This window comes from Proteus sp. G2674, from assembly GCF_009915195.1.
Lineage (GTDB): Bacteria > Pseudomonadota > Gammaproteobacteria > Enterobacterales > Enterobacteriaceae > Proteus > Proteus mirabilis.
This window is the reverse complement of the sequence record NZ_JAABLS010000033.1, coordinates 13773-30197: the sequence shown is the minus strand read 5'-3', so window position 1 is coordinate 30197 and position 16425 is coordinate 13773. Positions and strand designations below refer to the sequence as shown.

General features: G+C 39.6%; 13 protein-coding genes. 7 read left to right on the top strand and 6 right to left on the bottom strand.

What is annotated here, in order from left to right; genetic code table 11:
* Positions 1–61 precede the first annotated feature (61 nt).
* Complete coding sequence (metG, locus tag GWI58_RS13825; protein WP_094959986.1) at positions 62–2089, bottom strand: methionine--tRNA ligase; 2028 nt, start codon at positions 2087–2089, stop codon at positions 62–64.
* Between the two features lie 204 nt (positions 2090–2293).
* Here metG and apbC point away from each other — a divergent pair, with 204 nt between their 5' ends.
* The 5 genes from apbC (at position 2294) to dcuC (ending at position 8698) form a co-directional block, all read left to right on the top strand.
* Entirely contained in the window at positions 2294–3406 is a 1113-nt protein-coding gene (gene apbC / locus GWI58_RS13820; RefSeq protein ID WP_004247590.1) for an iron-sulfur cluster carrier protein ApbC, read from the top strand.
* A 212-nt stretch (positions 3407–3618) separates the two neighbouring features.
* Complete coding sequence (udk, locus tag GWI58_RS13815) at positions 3619–4260, top strand: uridine kinase (protein WP_004247591.1); 642 nt, start codon at positions 3619–3621, stop codon at positions 4258–4260.
* Positions 4261–4336: 76 nt separating this feature from the next.
* Positions 4337–4918: a dCTP deaminase gene (gene dcd, locus GWI58_RS13810; protein ID WP_004244515.1), complete on the top strand. Its 582-nt coding sequence runs from the start codon at positions 4337–4339 to the stop codon at positions 4916–4918.
* Between the two features lie 45 nt (positions 4919–4963).
* Complete coding sequence (gene asmA / locus GWI58_RS13805) at positions 4964–6895, top strand: outer membrane assembly protein AsmA (protein WP_049218427.1); 1932 nt, start codon at positions 4964–4966, stop codon at positions 6893–6895.
* 441 nt (positions 6896–7336) lie between these two features.
* On the top strand, positions 7337–8698 hold the full coding sequence (dcuC, locus tag GWI58_RS13800) for an anaerobic C4-dicarboxylate transporter DcuC (protein ID WP_161769286.1): 1362 nt from the start codon (positions 7337–7339) through the stop codon (positions 8696–8698).
* Positions 8699–8859: 161 nt separating this feature from the next.
* Here dcuC and GWI58_RS13795 read toward each other — a convergent pair whose 3' ends face one another.
* Complete coding sequence (locus GWI58_RS13795; RefSeq protein WP_104836320.1) at positions 8860–10440, bottom strand: TerC family protein; 1581 nt, start codon at positions 10438–10440, stop codon at positions 8860–8862.
* 244 nt (positions 10441–10684) lie between these two features.
* Here GWI58_RS13795 and gndA point away from each other — a divergent pair, with 244 nt between their 5' ends.
* Positions 10685–12091, top strand: a complete 1407-nt coding sequence (gene gndA / locus GWI58_RS13790) for an NADP-dependent phosphogluconate dehydrogenase (RefSeq protein WP_004247595.1) — start codon at positions 10685–10687, stop codon at positions 12089–12091.
* A gap of 119 nt (positions 12092–12210) precedes the next feature.
* On the opposite strand, the gene GWI58_RS13785 is transcribed toward gndA, so the two are convergent.
* Entirely contained in the window at positions 12211–12708 is a 498-nt protein-coding gene (locus tag GWI58_RS13785) for a YbaK/prolyl-tRNA synthetase associated domain-containing protein (protein WP_104836321.1), read from the bottom strand.
* 313 nt (positions 12709–13021) lie between these two features.
* Here GWI58_RS13785 and yiaY point away from each other — a divergent pair, with 313 nt between their 5' ends.
* Positions 13022–14173 carry an L-threonine dehydrogenase gene (gene yiaY / locus GWI58_RS13780; protein ID WP_036920008.1) on the top strand — a complete coding sequence of 384 codons (1152 nt, stop codon included), beginning with the start codon at positions 13022–13024 and terminating at the stop codon, positions 14171–14173.
* A 142-nt stretch (positions 14174–14315) separates the two neighbouring features.
* On the opposite strand, the gene hisIE is transcribed toward yiaY, so the two are convergent.
* Genes hisIE through hisA form a run of 3 tightly spaced genes read right to left on the bottom strand, consistent with a single transcriptional unit; the run spans position 14316 to position 16425 of the window.
* Positions 14316–14933, bottom strand: coding sequence for a bifunctional phosphoribosyl-AMP cyclohydrolase/phosphoribosyl-ATP diphosphatase HisIE (hisIE, locus tag GWI58_RS13775; RefSeq protein WP_049197219.1), 618 nt, complete (start codon positions 14931–14933; stop codon positions 14316–14318).
* Positions 14933–15706, bottom strand: a complete 774-nt coding sequence (gene hisF, locus GWI58_RS13770; protein ID WP_004244523.1) for an imidazole glycerol phosphate synthase subunit HisF — start codon at positions 15704–15706, stop codon at positions 14933–14935. Before hisF ends, hisIE begins: the two co-directional genes overlap by 1 nt.
* Complete coding sequence (gene hisA, locus GWI58_RS13765) at positions 15688–16425, bottom strand: 1-(5-phosphoribosyl)-5-[(5-phosphoribosylamino)methylideneamino]imidazole-4-carboxamide isomerase (protein ID WP_004244524.1); 738 nt, start codon at positions 16423–16425, stop codon at positions 15688–15690. The genes hisF and hisA overlap by 19 nt, the downstream gene beginning before the upstream one ends.

The following is a 16425-nucleotide window of genomic DNA, read 5'->3' as shown; positions in this document are numbered from 1 at the left end:
AAAGAGCGGGGCTCTTTATAGAACCCCGCTTTGTATTTGCATTTTGAATAAAGGTCAGTTTTTATTTCACTTGGTGACCCGGTTTAGCCCCACTATCTGGGCTAAGTAAGAAAATATCTTCACCACCAGGGCCTGCGGCCATCACCATACCTTCTGAAATTCCAAAACGCATTTTGCGAGGTGCTAGGTTTGCAACCATAACCGTTAAGCGACCTTCTAATACTTTCGGATCAGGGTATGCAGAACGAATGCCGGAGAATACTTGGCGTGTTTCTCCCCCTAAGTCCAGTATTAATTTTAGCAACTTATCTGAGCCGTCAACGAAATCAGCCTGTTTAATTTCAGCAATGCGCATATCAATTTTGGCAAAATCATCAAATTTAATGGTTTCTTGAATAGGCGCGTCTGCTAATGGACCCGTGATTTCTTTGACTGGCGCAATGGTACTTTTTGAAGCTTCTACCATTGCATTGGCTTTATCCATTTCAATACGATTAAACAATGCTTTAAATTTAGTAATTTCATGGTTTAACAGCGGTTGCGACAGAGCATTCCAAGTTAATTCAGTTTGTAAGAAGGCTTCTGAACGTTCTGTTAAAGAAGGTAGAATTGGTTTTAAATAAGTCATCAGTACACGGAATAAGTTAATTCCCATAGTACAAATAGCTTGCAACTCAGCCTCTTTACCTTCTTGTTTAGCAACCACCCAAGGCGCTTTTTCATCAATATAGCGGTTAGCTTCGTCTGCTAATGCCATAATTTCACGAATAGCTTTACCAAATTCACGGTTTTCAAAACATTGTGCGATGCTTTCTTGCATATCGACGAAATGTTGATATAACTTCGCATCATCAAGGTTTGCCGCTAATCTGCCATCAAAGCGTTTACTGATAAAACCCGCAGTACGGGACGCGAGGTTAACCACCTTGTTGACGATATCGCTGTTTACACGCTGTACAAAGTCTTCTAAGTTTAGGTCAATATCATCAATACGTGATGAAAGTTTTGCCGCATAGTAATAGCGTAGGCAATCAGCATCAAAGTGATCAAGATAGGCACGTGCCGTAATAAAGGTACCGCGAGATTTTGACATCTTCGCACCATTGACGGTGACATAGCCATGCACAAATAGGTTGGTTGGTTTACGGTATTCACTACCTTCTAACACTGCCGGCCAGAATAAGCTGTGGAAATAAACGATATCTTTACCGATAAAATGGTATAAGTCAGTTTTGCTCTCTTTGTTCCAGAACTCATCAAAGCTTAAATCACCACGCTTTTCACATAGGTTTAAGAATGAGCCCATATAACCAATAGGGGCGTCTAACCAAACATAGAAATATTTACCCGGGGCATCAGGGATTTCAAAACCGAAATAAGGGGCGTCACGGGTGATATCCCACTGTTGCAGACCGCTGTCAAACCACTCTTGCATCTTATTGGCTACTTGCTCTTGCAATGCACCGGAGCGGATCCACTCTTGCAACATATTGCTAAAGGCTGGGAGATCAAAGAAATAGTGTTCAGTTTCACGCATTACCGGCGTTGAACCCGATACCACAGAGCGAGGATTAATTAATTCTGTCGGGCTATAAGTTGACCCACATACTTCACAGTTATCACCATATTGATCGGGCGCTTTACACTTAGGGCAAGTCCCTTTAACAAAACGATCAGGCAAGAACATGCCTTTTTCTTCATCATAAAGTTGAGAAATCGTTTTACTTTTAATATGACCATTTTTTTTCAGGGCTAGATAAATTTTCGTCGATAATTGACGATTTTCTTCACTGTGTGTGGAGTGATAATTATCGTAGCTGATATTAAAACCGGCAAAATCCTGTTGATGCTCTTTGCTCATCTCTTCAATCATGGCTTCTGGGGTAATACCCAATTGTTGAGCTTTCAGCATAATAGGCGTGCCGTGAGCATCATCAGCGCAGATGAAATGAACTTCTTTGCCGCGCATTCGTTGGTAACGGACCCAGATATCAGCCTGAATGTGTTCAAGGATATGACCGAGATGAATTGAACCGTTAGCATAAGGTAACGCGCAGGTTACCAATAATTTATTCGCGACGTGAGACATAGTAAGGATCTTACTTCCATTAAATTAAAAAAAGGGTCTTTGATGTTAACCTATTCGTCATGATGTCGCTAGGGCAATCATAGAGTTTTTGCAAGAGAAATTTCGCTTGGCAAATTGAGGTAAGGCATTATCGTAGTCATTGACTATCTGATATGATAGGTGCACTCAGATATTTAATGAATAACGAAAATGAGAGGAGCCGGGATGAGTGATAAATCCCCCGAGCAGACCACCCCTGAGATTCTGAAAGAAAAAGTTTCAGGTGTCTTGTCTACTTTTGAACACCCGACATTGAAACGTAATCTGCTTTCCCTAAAAGCATTACATCAGTGTGCGATGATTGATGATGTCCTTCATATCGAATTAGTAATGCCGTTTGTGTGGAAAAAACCTTTCCAACAACTGATTGAAGAAAAAACGGCAGAGCTGCGTAATATGACGGGAGCCAAAGCTGTTGAGTGGAAGCTAAAACACAATATTGCCACACTACGTCGTGCAAACGATCTACCAGGTATTAATGGCGTACGTAATATTCTGGCGGTGAGTTCAGGTAAAGGCGGGGTGGGTAAATCCAGTACCGCGGTAAACCTTGCTTTAGCGCTTGCACAAGAAGGGGCTAAAGTAGGTATTCTGGATGCGGATATTTATGGTCCATCCATTCCTAATATGTTAGGTACAACCATGGAACGCCCAACTTCACCAGATGGGCAACATATGGCACCTATTATGGCGTATGGTCTAGCATCTAACTCTATCGGTTATTTAGTCACAGACGATAATGCCATGGTATGGCGTGGTCCAATGGCAAGCAAAGCGTTGATGCAAATGCTGCAAGATACATTATGGCCTGATTTAGACTACCTTGTGATCGATATGCCACCAGGAACGGGTGATATTCAATTGACCTTATCACAAAATATTCCGGTGACTGGCGCCGTTGTTGTTACAACACCACAAGATATTGCGCTGGTGGATGCGATGAAAGGCATTGTCATGTTCAAAAAAGTCAATGTACCCGTATTAGGTATTATTGAGAATATGAGTGCGCATATTTGTAGCAATTGTGGTCATCTTGAGCCTATTTTTGGTACAGGTGGTGCTGAGAAATTAGCCGAAAAATATCATTGCCAATTATTGGGTCAAATTCCACTGCATATCTCTTTACGTGAAGATTTAGATCGCGGACAACCGACGGTGATGCGTGATCCTGAAGGTGAGTTCGCTGATATCTATCGTGAAATTGCTTCAACTGTTTCTGCGCAAATGTATTGGGATGGGGATGCTATTCCAACGGAAATTTCTTTCCGCGCGGTATAAGCGGTGAAACAATAATCTATTGATTATTATGGGAAGTCTTTTAGGCTTCCTTTTTTTTATCCGCTGAGATCCGACTATTTTTGATAAAAAACAAAGAGATTTTTGGTTTTACGCTGGAACCAGAAGGATTTCAAAACTATAATCTGCGCGAGCGTAATATTTACATATTATTACGTTATTCCTCTTTTTTATTTCAAACCAGGTTTTTTATTATGGCTGACACAGCACATCAGTGCACAATTGTAGGTATCGCTGGAGCCTCTGCTTCAGGTAAAAGTCTTATTGCCAGTACACTTTACCGTGAATTAAGAGCGCAAGTAGGTGATCATAATATCGGTGTGATACCAGAAGATTGCTATTATCGTGACCAAAGTGATTTAACAATGGAAGAACGATATAAAGTTAACTACGACCACCCCAATTCGATGGATCACGCACTTTTATACCAACACTTGTGTGAACTAAAAGCCGGAAACGCCATCGAACTCCCTCAATATGATTATGTCGCTCACACCCGTAAATCAGAAACCATTCATTTTAAACCAAAAAAAGTTATTATTATTGAAGGTATTCTGTTATTAACAGATAAGCGCTTACGTGAAGAGATGGATTTTTCTATCTTTGTCGATACGCCATTAGATATCTGTTTAATGCGTAGAATTAAACGTGATGTGAATGAACGTGGGCGTAGTCTAGATTCTGTTATTGAACAATATAATAAAACTGTTCGTCCGATGTTCTTCCAGTTTATTGAGCCTTCTAAACAATATGCCGATATTATTGTGCCTAGAGGGGGAAAAAACCGTGTTGCGATCGATATTTTGAAAGCAAAAATCGGACAGTTTTGTGAATAATTGAGTTCATTTGTAGGCAGCTTTCATGCATGATTAACCATGAAACTGCCTGTTTAACTTGAAGAAGGGAAATAAAATGCGATTATGCGACCGTGATATTATTCAGTGGCTTGATGAAGGTAAATTAGTCATTGAACCCCGCCCGCCTGTCGAGCGAATTAACGGCGCAACAGCGGATGTTCGCTTGGGTAACCAGTTTCGTGTTTTCCAAGGACATACTGCGGCTTACATTGACCTCAGTGGCCCCAAAAATGAAGTTAATGAGGCCCTTGAGCGGGTGATGAGTGATGAAATTGTATTACCAGAAGGCGAAGCGTTTTATCTTCATCCCGGAGAGCTTGCCTTGGCGGTTACATTAGAGTCTGTCACATTACCGGATAATGTAGTAGGGTGGTTAGATGGACGCTCATCTTTAGCGCGATTGGGATTAATGGTACACGTCACGGCTCACCGAATTGATCCGGGCTGGCATGGGCACATCGTATTAGAATTTTTTAATTCAGGTAAACTGCCATTAGCATTAAGACCGGGTATGGTGATTGGCGCATTAAGTTTTGAACCTATGTCAGGCTCTGCGGATAGGCCTTACAATCGTCGCCAAGATGCGAAATATAAAAATCAACAAGGTGCGGTAGGAAGTCGGATTAGCGAAGATTAATTTTTCATTAACGACTATTATCAACTTTATTAAGCGGGTAACAATATGAAAAGGTTTTTGACAACACTCGCCATTTTGCTTGTAGTGATTTTGGCAGGCTTAACGACATTAGTTTTGCTCATTAACCCTAATGATTTTCGTGGTTATCTTGTTGAACGCGTTGAAAAACAAAGTGGCTATAAATTAACCTTACAAGATGATATGCGTTGGCATGTCTGGCCAAAACTCAGCATTATTAGTGGTAAAATGTCATTAACAGCTCCCGGTGCTGAGCAACCATTGATCACTGCTGATAATATGCGTCTTGATGTGGAATTATGGCCATTACTTTCCCACCAGTTGGAAGTAAAAGAAGTGATGCTAAAAGGCGCAGTGGTTAGACAAACGCCTGAGAGTAAAGCAATACCTAAAATAACCCCGCCTTCTGTTGCCAATGAAGACAGTACTCGTCCGATTATTGAGCCAAAAACAAATCGTTGGCAATTAAATATTGCTAAGGTGAGGATCTCCGATAGTTTGATTATTTGGCAAACCAAAGGGGGAGAGCAACTTAATTTACGCGATATCAATTTATTATTAAAAACGGACGACAAAAAACAAATTAACCTTGAGATGAGCACCAAAATTAATCGTGATCGTCGCGAGTTAATGTTAAATGTTGTTGCTAATGCTGATATGAGTGGCTACCCATATCAAATCAGTGGCAATATCGCTCAATTAGATTATGCATTATCGGGAATAGGGCTTCCGGCTCAAGGGATCTCCGGAAATTTAACCTCAGATTTCAATATTAAAAATGATAGTGTAAATGTTATTGCCTTAAATAATTTAAATATGACGGCAAATGAGAGTCAGCTACAAGGTAGCATCACGGCTGAATTGGCTAAAAAGAACCGCTATCAAGTGGAATTAACTGGGGACACTTTAAATTTAAATACCCTATTACCTGAGTTAGCACAGCCTAATTCATCTGAAACGGCATCGTTAACCTTGGCAAATACCCCGTCGAGATCATTCTCATTCTTTAGCCATGCTCAGGCTGCACCATCACCCAATGCAACTATTATGGCTCGTCCGGTTATTACCTCCGCGACAATTGAAAACAAAGCGTATGATTTAACCCACTGGGGTGATATTGAATTTAGCTTAAACTTAGCGCTCAATAAGTTATTGTATAAAGAATTAGAAATAAACAATGTTAAATTAACCGCATTAAATAACCCCAAATCATTAAATATTGATAGGTTAGAAGGGCAGATCCTAAACGGAGATTTTTCACTGCCTACGGTGATTTCTACCAGCATTGTGCCAGCACATATTAGTATGAATGTCACAATGAATAATATCCCTTTGCAACCTTTATTACGCGTCTTTGATCAGCCAGAAAATTTCAGTGGTTTAATTTCTGCTAAAGGGCATCTAGAAGGTGCCGGATATAATCGCAACGCGTTTCTTAATAGTTGGCAGGGTACACTGGATACGTCATTAAGCGAATTTAAAATGCTAGGATTAAATATTCCACAAGTGATCCAGCAATCTATTGCACAAACAACCGATCAAGTGGTTTATCCTGAAGATATTGAGAACTATACCAAAGCAGATAGTGTGATTGCCCAGTTTAAACTAGCACCTAAAGGCCGAGTGACGTTAAATCAGTTAGATGCTCAAGCAAGTGCTTATCAGATCAGCGGGCAAGGTCAATTAGATCTACAACGTCATAATCTAGATGTGATGCTGATGGTTAATATCAAAAAAGGTTGGGGCAAAGAGAATGAATTTATTCGCCAACTGGCCAAAATAGATATTCCATTAAGATTGTATGGTAATTGGAATGCTATCCAATATGAGTTTAACGTTGAAAAATTACTACGTGATCAATTACAGCAAAAAGCAAAACAGGCCATAGATAATTGGTTAAATAAGCAAGATGATAGCCCCGAAGTTAAAGCGCTTAATCAATTATTGAAAAAAATATAATTTTTAAAGTTGTTAACAAGGTGGAATAAATTTTTATTCCACCTTGTTTTGTTTTGTTTTGTTTTTTGGCTAATAAATTGATTTTATTAATTTATGATTAATAATCCCTTCTCTTATATTAAACAATATCTGTGAAACACAGATGCTGTATTACGTTTCTTATTCTCATTCTCCCCGTTCCCTGTCACTGTTAACAGAAAATGGATAAAATGATTAAATTATGCTCATAGTGCATTATGTTTATCATTTAATTCAGTTTTTGCCTAAAAAATACTCATTCGTACTGTTTACATGTAAAAAAATAGTCGTTTTTTTTGATATATGTCATACACTGCAACGTTGCCTTTGGGCAGAGTGTGTCCATTGCACTAAATGCAAAAAAATGATGATAAAAACAAAAAGCTTCATTTTATAAATAACTATCGTAGACAGGAACTATACATGATTGAAATTCTTATCGGCGCCCTCGTCGCTGTGGGTGTTGGGCGTTACATTGTTAAGGGATATTCGCCAACAGGTGTGCTACTTACTGGTGGGCTATTATTGCTTATCATCAGTGTGATTATGGGCAAATCAGTATTACCAGTTAGTGTCACAAGTACCGGTTATCGCTTAATCGATATTGTTGAGTATGTAAAAAATCTACTTATGAGCCGTGGTGGTGATCTGGGGATGATGATCATGGTGCTATGTGGGTTTGCTTCTTATATGACTCATATTGGTGCCAATGACGTGGTCGTGAAACTTGCCTCACGCCCATTAAAAATGATCAACTCACCTTATCTTTTAATGGTAGCGGCTTATATTGTTGCATGTTTAATGTCATTAGCTGTTTCATCTGCAATAGGTCTTGGTGTGTTATTGATGGCGACCTTATTCCCAGTGATGGTCAATATGGGAATTAGTCGTGGTGCGGCGGCAGCTATCTGTGCTTCACCTGCATCAATTATTTTAGCGCCAACCTCTGGTGACGTGATTTTAGCGGCACAAGCTTCTGAAATGCCACTTATTGATTTTGCGTTTAAAACAACACTGCCTATCTCTATTGCCGCAATTCTTGGGATGTGTATTGCTCACTTTTTCTGGCAACGTTATCTTGATCGTAAAGAGCATATCGAAACAGAGATGTTAGATGTGAACGAAATCAAAACTCACGCCCCTAATTTCTATGCGATTTTACCTTTCACACCTATTATTGGTGTATTAGTTTTTGATGGTAAATGGTTACCAGAGCTTCATATTGTTGCCATTATTATTCTTTGCATGATGTTATCTGCGGTTATTGAATTTATCCGTAGCTTTAGTGCTAAAGAGGTTTTTGCCGGTTTAGAAGTTGCTTACCGTGGTATGGCTGATGCATTTGCCCAAGTGGTAATGTTATTAGTTGCCGCAGGAGTTTTTGCTCAAGGTTTAACAACGGTTGGCTTTATTCACGCGTTAATTGATGGTGCACAATCATTAGGCTCAGGGGCAATTGTTATGATGATTGCATTAGTCTTAATTACCATGCTCGCGGCAATGACAACCGGCTCAGGGAATGCGCCTTTCTATGCTTTCGTTGAATTAATTCCGCGCTTAGCAAGTAATATGGGTGTGAATCCTGCTTACTTAACTATTCCGATGTTACAAGCATCAAACTTAGGACGGACTTTATCACCTGTATCGGGTGTGGTGGTTGCTGTATCAGGAATGGCAAAAATTTCACCTTTTGAAGTGATGAAACGCGTTTCTGTGCCAGTATTGGTCGGGCTTGTGATTGTGATTGTTGCAACGGAAATACTGGTACCCAGTACATTAGGTTGATCATCAATAAATTATTGAAATAAAGTTAGCTTTATCTACTTTATTTTTCATTCTATTGACGGGCTTTGTTATGCATAGACAAAGCCCATTTTTTTATTAAGCACCATTTTCAGATAAAAAATATCCGCCTTAGAGACGGATATTTGGTTATTTAATAGAAATTAAGCTTCGTCGACGTTTTCTTCGTCTTCAGGTGTTGGTTCAACAATACGTACTTTATTAATACGGTGATTGTGTACATCTAATGGTTCAAATTCAATACCATCAATAACCACTTTTTCACCGACGGCAGGAACGCGTTGTAAATGTTCCATCAATAAGCCAGCCAAGGTTTCATACTCACGTTTTTCATCCAACTTAATAGGAATATAAAGCACTAAGTCTTCCAGCGGTGTAAAACCATTGACGGTCCATGAGCCATCTTCATTTTGTACTAAGTCGTGACGAGAGTCATTTTCCTCTGTACTTACTGGTAAATTACCGGCGATCGTTTCCATTACATCGGTTAAGGTAACAATGCCTTCGACAGAGCCAAACTCATCAACCACAAATGCAAAGTGAGTATGAGCATTACGGAATTGTTCTAATGCCTGTAATAGTGATAACCCTTCAGGGAAGATTAAGGGTTGTGTAATTAATAAACGTAAATCTAATGGTTCATTACGTAACTGTTGATTTAATAATTGAATAACATTTACCACGCCGATAGGTTCGTCGCTATGTTCTTCGTCGGTAATAACAAGACGAGAATGGGGATCTTTCTCGAGTAATTGGCGAATATCATCTTGGGTGGCTTTTAAATCAACATATTCAACATCATGGCGTGAAGTCATAATACTATTGACGTTTCGCTGGCTTAAACCCAGAACACGCACAATCATTTGGCGCTCTTGAGGATCAAATACCTCTTCTGTATTAGCAACTAAATCTGAAGTATGTGGATCAAGTTCTGATGAATCTGGTTTGCCATTAATAATACGCAATACCGCTTCCGCTGTACGTTCACGCAAAGAGCGAGAAGCAGATAAGAAACGGCGACGGTTAAACTGTGCCAATTGGTTAAATATCTCTATCATAATAGAGAAACCAATGGCTGCGTATAAATAGCCTTTAGGTATTGGATAGCCAAACCCTTCTGCAACCAGTGCAAAGCCAATCATCAATAAGAAACTTAAACATAAGATAACAATAGTTGGGTGATTATTGACAAATGTAGTTAATGGCTTACTTGCGAGGATCATCAAGAACATCGCAATAGTGACTGCTGCAACCATCACACCGAGATGGTCAACCATTCCTACCGCAGTGATAACAGAATCAAGGGAGAATACGGCATCTAGTACGATGATTTGGGCAACGACAGACCAAAAATGAGTCGTTTTGCGTTGTTTCCCTTCACCATGATCTTTACCTTCTAGCCGTTCGTTAAGCTCCATCGTCGCTTTAAACAGCAAGAATATCCCACCTATCAACATAATGAGATCTCTGGCACTAAAAGGGTGGCCAAATAGAGTGATCAGTGGTTTGGTGAGGGTTATCAACCATGAGAGACTAAATAGCAACACAATACGCATCACCAGGGCACACAATAAGCCGGTGATACGTGCTTTATCTCTTACTTTTGCTGGAAGTTTATCTGCCAGAATGGCAATGAATACTAGGTTATCGATACCTAGTACGATTTCAAGAACAATAAGGGTGGCCAGTCCAGCCCATATCGTCGGATCTACGATCCATTCCATACAGTTTGTTTTACCTTCTATAAAGACGGCTTATGCCGACTGGGGAATAATGAGCAATTTAGCGGAATTTTTCAATAAATTATTATTGATAGTGGCAGAATAATTTCATTTTATCCATAAGGAATGCGATATCGATTGCATCAATAACTACCACCAAATGAGAGAGTGAGTTACTATGTGATCAGGTTAACAAATTGTCAGTACATTGAGACTGGCTGGTTTATATTCAGACGGGAGTTATTTCATGTCAAAACAGCAAATCGGTGTGGTTGGTATGGCAGTGATGGGACGTAACCTTGCGCTAAACATTGAAAGCCGTGGTTACACTGTATCTATCTACAACCGCTCGAGCGATAAAACCAATGAAGTGATCGCTGAAAATCCAGGTAAAAAACTGGTTCCGAATTACTCTATTGAGGAATTTGTTGATTCATTAGAAAAACCGCGTCGTATTTTGTTAATGGTTAAAGCGGGTGAAGCAACAGATAAAACCATCGCAGCGCTGACACCACATTTAGATAAGGGCGATATCCTTATTGATGGCGGAAATACTTTCTTTAAAGATACTATTCGTCGTAATCGTGAGCTATCGGCTCAAGGTTTTAACTTTATTGGTACGGGTGTTTCTGGTGGTGAAGAAGGGGCATTAAAAGGACCTTCTATTATGCCTGGTGGTCAAAAAGAAGCCTATGAGTTAGTTGCTCCTATTCTTGAGAAAATTGCCGCGGTGGCAGATGGCGAGCCTTGCGTCACTTATATTGGTGCAGATGGTGCAGGTCACTATGTGAAAATGGTACACAATGGTATCGAATATGGTGATATGCAACTGATAGCAGAAGCTTATTCAGTATTAAAACACTCACTAGGTTTAACTAACGAAGAGTTAGCGGACACTTTTACCGAGTGGAATAAAGGCGAATTAAGTAGCTACCTTATTGAAATTACTGCTGATATTTTCCGTAAGAAAGATGAAGAAGGTAACTACCTTGTTGATGTTATTCTTGATGAAGCGGCAAATAAAGGCACCGGTAAATGGACTAGCCAAAGCTCTTTAGACTTAGGTGTTCCTGTTACGTTGATTACAGAATCTGTTTTTGCACGTTATATTTCTTCACTGAAAGATCAACGTGTGGCGGCATCTAAAGTATTATCAGGTCCAACACCAAAAGCATTTACTGGTGATAAAAAAGCTTTTATTGAGAATGTTCGTCGTGCACTATATTTAGGTAAAATTGTCTCTTATGCGCAAGGCTTCCAACAATTGAAAGCTGCATCAGATGAATATAACTGGGATCTAAATTACGGTGAAATTGCGAAAATTTTCCGTGCAGGTTGTATCATTCGTGCTCAATTCTTACAAAAAATCACTGATGCCTATAATGACGATGCGAATATCGCTAATTTATTATTAGCACCTTACTTTAAAAATATCGCTGATGAGTATCAACAAGCATTGCGTGATGTTGTTTGTTATGGTGTTCAAGCAGGTATTCCTACGCCAACATTCTCTGCGGCTATCTCTTATTACGATAGCTACCGTGCGCAAGTGTTACCAGCAAACTTAATTCAAGCACAACGTGACTATTTTGGTGCGCATACTTATAAACGTACTGATAAAGAAGGCGTATTCCATACTGAGTGGATGGAGTAATTTTTAAAAACAGTGAGTTATAAGTGTTAGGGGTGCTGAATTTCAGCACCTTTTTACTATTTGTAGTTAAAAAGTTATAGTTAAAAAATACTTTTTAACTGCATTTTATAGTACTTTTATTAATCATTATCATCGTGGCGAATAAAATGAATTAACTCAGGCTGAGCAATACGCTGATAATCTTGTGTATTTAAAATAATCGAACGTTCTAATGTTCCAGCATTAAAGGCTAATTCATCAAAACGTTCAAATAATAGCGGATCAGCAACCAGTTTTAGTGCTGGATGAAAACTAAAAGGTGGGATCGCGCCAAATACACATTGCGTTAGTTCATCAACTTCTTTCGGGCTTGCAAGAGAGGCTCTTGTCCCACCAATAGCGATAGCGAGTTTTGATAGATCAGCTTGTTTATCAGCAGGTAAAATGGCGAGTACGTGTTGTTTAATACCATTACCTTTTACATGACAAACTAGACCTTTTGCCCCTTGCCCTAATTGTGTACCTCTTATTTTAGCAACTTCCTCAGAACGACCCGCGGTCGGGTGTTCCATGACGCGATAACGGGCGTGATGGTGATTGAGTAATGTGGTTAATTGCTCGAAAATAGTCAAAGACATCAATGACTCCTAAGATTAAGCATGTATTTTTATTCGGTCATTATACGACTTTAAAAAAATTTTTCTGCGGTGATATGTTTCTTTGGTATTTATTATTTTGATAAGCCTATCAAATTATTTTGTTACAAATGATAATATGTTAATAGTATTATCCTATTGAATTAATAGGATAATTAGATTATCTATATTATTTTAGAGCTCTAATATTATAAAAAAATTAATATTTATTCATTATATTGATAATGATCAATTTAAGAATAAAAAGAATAGAACATATTAAAACGTAGATTAAATTACTAAAAGGAAGTCAATAATGGCCAGTTCAACATTTTATATCCCTTCAGTAAACAAATTAGGCGCAGGTTGTCTTGCAGACGCGATAAACTCAATGAAAGACTTTGGCTTTCATAAGGCACTGATTGTTACTGATAGTGTTTTAAATCAATTAGGTGTTGTAAATAAAGTGAGTGAATTACTGGCAAAATCAGGTATTGCTAGCGTTACTTATGATGGTACAGCGCCAAACCCTACCGTTGAAAATGTTGAAGCGGGGTTAGCCTTATTAAAAGAGCATCAATGTGACTGTGTTATCTCTTTAGGTGGTGGCTCTCCTCATGACTGTGCTAAAGGTATCGCACTAGTCGCTGCCAATGGTGGTAAGATTGCCGATTATGAAGGGGTTGATCGCTCTGAGCATCCGCAATTACCACTGATTGCAATTAATACAACCGCTGGTACTGCTTCTGAAATGACACGTTTTTGTATCATCACAGATACTGCGCGTCATATTAAAATGGCTATTGTTGATAAAAATGTAACACCAATCTTATCTGTAAATGATTCAGAGTTAATGATTGGCATGCCAAAAGGTTTAACCGCAGCTACGGGTATGGATGCGTTAACCCATGCTGTTGAAGCTTATGTCTCTACTGCCGCTAATCCTATTACTGATGCATGTGCGTTAAAAGCAGTGACGATGATCAGTGAGTCTTTACGTAAAGTCGTTGAAAACGGGGGTGATACAGCAGCACGTGAAAATATGGCTTATGCACAATTTTTAGCGGGTATGGCATTTAATAATGCTTCTTTAGGTTATGTGCATGCTATGGCTCACCAATTAGGTGGTTTTTATAACTTACCTCATGGTGTATGTAATGCAGTATTACTGCCTCATGTTCAAGCTTATAATATCCAAGCTGCAGCAGGTCGTTTAAAAGATATAGCGCAAGCTATGGGTGTTGATGTTTCGGCAATGAATGATGAGCAGGGTGCGCAAGCTTGTATTGATGAGATCCGCAAAATCGCCAAAGATGTCGGTATTCCAGCAGGCCTGAAAGAATTAGGCGTGAAAGAAGAAGATTTTAAAACATTAGCTGAAAATGCATTAAAAGATGCATGTGCCATCACTAACCCTGTTCAAGGTAGTGAAAGTGATGTTATCGAGATATTCCGCCAAGCAATGTAATCGCTAAAAATAAGAGGGTTAATATAAGTTAACATCTTGTTTAAGCAAAGAATTAACACCTCAAATATCAATGTTGTATTTGAGGTGTTTTTTATATTATTAAGTATTAAGTGGTCATGTAGTTTAATGACTGACACTTATTTTATTGCGCTTTTTTATGACGCTTTTGTAAGCAATCAATCACATCAGATAGAGATAGCGATTGGTCTTGTAATAGCACCATTAAATGATAGAGCAAATCAGAAGCTTCATTTTTTAACTCTTCACGATCATTAACAGTTGCAGCTAAAGCAGTCTCAACACCTTCCTCTCCGACTTTTTGTGCGATACGTTTGGTTCCGCTGGCATAAAGTTGTGCCGTATAAGAGCTATCTGGCGAGGCGTTTTTACGCTCGCGCAGTAAGTTCTCAAGCTCATAAAGAAATCCCCATTGGCTTTGAGCCGGAGCAAAACAACTTTCAGTCCCATTATGACAAGTAGGCCCGATTGGGTGAGCTAAAATAAGTAAAGTATCGTTATCACAATCAGGATAAATATCCACCAATTTAAGGAAATTGCCTGATGTTTCACCTTTTGTCCATAAACGTTGTTTAGTTCGTGAATAGAAAGTGACCTTGCCACTGTTTAGCGTCATTTCTAATGCGGCTTTATCCATATAACCAAGCATTAAGACATCACCAGAAATAGCATTTTGGATAATGACAGGCATTAGGTTATCGACTTTTTGCCAATCTAATTGGGCGAGTTTTGTATTATTCATTATATTCTTACCTTAACGCCATTTTCTGCGAGATACTGTTTCAATTCGTTGATATTAATGATCTGCTTATGGAATACGGAAGCGGCAAGGGCACCGTCAACATTGGCTAATTTAAACGCATCCAGAAAGTGTGACATTTCACCTGCACCGCCAGAAGCTATCATGGGAACCTGAGTGACTTGGCGTACCAGTGCGAGTTGTTTTAAATCATAGCCTTGTCTTACACCATCTTGGTTCATCATGTTTAACACTATTTCTCCCGCCCCCCGTTGCTGTACTTCTTGTACCCAATCGAGCGTTTTCCATGGCGTTTGTTGCGTGCGTTTTTCATCACCCGTAAATTGATAAACGAGATATTCCCCGGTTTTTTCATCAAACCATGTATCAATTCCCACAACTACACACTGCACACCGTAGCGATCGGCAAGGCGAGAAATCAGTGTTGGATCAGAAAGTGCAGGGGAATTAATTGAGATTTTATCTGCCCCAAAAGAGAGAATTTTCCCGGCATCTTCTACTGAGCGAATGCCACCCGCAACACAAAATGGAATATCAATCACTTCGGCTACCCGCGATACCCAACTTTTATCGACCACTCGGCCATCAGAAGAGGCGGTTATATCATAAAAGACCAGCTCGTCGGCACCTTCTTTCGCGTAGCGTTCTGCTAAGGGAACAATATCACCAATAATTTCATGGTTACGAAATTGCACACCTTTAACAACCTGTCCATCACGAACATCAAGACAAGGAATTATGCGTTTTGCCAACATGATATCGCCTCTTGTAATGTGAATTTGCCTTCTAATAGTGCTCTGCCAACAATAATGCCCGCAACACCCGATCCAGGAAGTGCTGCAATATCCTGTAAATCGCCAATACCGCCTGAAGCTTGGAATAAAATATCAGGGAAACGCTGGCTAATTTCTTTATACAGTTCGACGTTAGAACCGGCTAAGGTGCCATCACGAGAAATATCGGTGCATAATACATGCTTTAATCCTACAGGTTGATAAAGTGCGATGATCTCTTCTAGTGTATAGGGGGAGTTTTCTTGCCAGCCACTTACCGCCACCCATTTTTTACCTTGTTCGTCGATACGAACATCAAGGGCGAGTACAATCGCATCGGCACCATAACGCTCAAACCATGTTTTGACTAATTCGGGCTGGCTCACCGCTGTAGAGCCAATCACCACTCGACTTGCTCCTGCGGCTAATAGCGACTTCACATCTTCTTCGCTACGAATACCACCACCAACTTGCACAGGAACGTTAACACAGGCAACTAGCTGTTTTAATAGTGGGATCTGCCGTGCAAGTGGATCTTTCGCACCAGTTAGGTCGACGAGATGCAATAATTTTGCTCCGTCTTGTTGATACTGTTGATAGCGACGGATCGGATCATCATCATAATCACGTTGTTTATTATAATCACCTTGATGAAGACGAACGACTTTGCCATCAATTAAATCTAATGCCGGAATAATCAT

What these genes read in the sequence shown, in the direction of transcription:
- yiaY (WP_036920008.1), top strand. Translation starts at nt 13,022, where the DNA reads ATGGCCAGTTCAACATTTTATATCCCTTCAGTAAACAAATTAGGCGCA.
- hisIE (WP_049197219.1), bottom strand. Translation starts at nt 14,933, where the DNA reads ATGAATAATACAAAACTCGCCCAATTAGATTGGCAAAAAGTCGATAAC.
- gndA (WP_004247595.1), top strand. Translation starts at nt 10,685, where the DNA reads ATGTCAAAACAGCAAATCGGTGTGGTTGGTATGGCAGTGATGGGACGT.
- GWI58_RS13795 (WP_104836320.1), bottom strand. Translation starts at nt 10,440, where the DNA reads ATGGAATGGATCGTAGATCCGACGATATGGGCTGGACTGGCCACCCTT.
- dcd (WP_004244515.1), top strand. Translation starts at nt 4,337, where the DNA reads ATGCGATTATGCGACCGTGATATTATTCAGTGGCTTGATGAAGGTAAA.
- udk (WP_004247591.1), top strand. Translation starts at nt 3,619, where the DNA reads ATGGCTGACACAGCACATCAGTGCACAATTGTAGGTATCGCTGGAGCC.
- GWI58_RS13785 (WP_104836321.1), bottom strand. Translation starts at nt 12,708, where the DNA reads ATGTCTTTGACTATTTTCGAGCAATTAACCACATTACTCAATCACCAT.
- metG (WP_094959986.1), bottom strand. Translation starts at nt 2,089, where the DNA reads ATGTCTCACGTCGCGAATAAATTATTGGTAACCTGCGCGTTACCTTAT.
- apbC (WP_004247590.1), top strand. Translation starts at nt 2,294, where the DNA reads ATGAGTGATAAATCCCCCGAGCAGACCACCCCTGAGATTCTGAAAGAA.
- asmA (WP_049218427.1), top strand. Translation starts at nt 4,964, where the DNA reads ATGAAAAGGTTTTTGACAACACTCGCCATTTTGCTTGTAGTGATTTTG.
- hisA (WP_004244524.1), bottom strand. Translation starts at nt 16,425, where the DNA reads ATGATTATTCCGGCATTAGATTTAATTGATGGCAAAGTCGTTCGTCTT.
- dcuC (WP_161769286.1), top strand. Translation starts at nt 7,337, where the DNA reads ATGATTGAAATTCTTATCGGCGCCCTCGTCGCTGTGGGTGTTGGGCGT.
- hisF (WP_004244523.1), bottom strand. Translation starts at nt 15,706, where the DNA reads ATGTTGGCAAAACGCATAATTCCTTGTCTTGATGTTCGTGATGGACAG.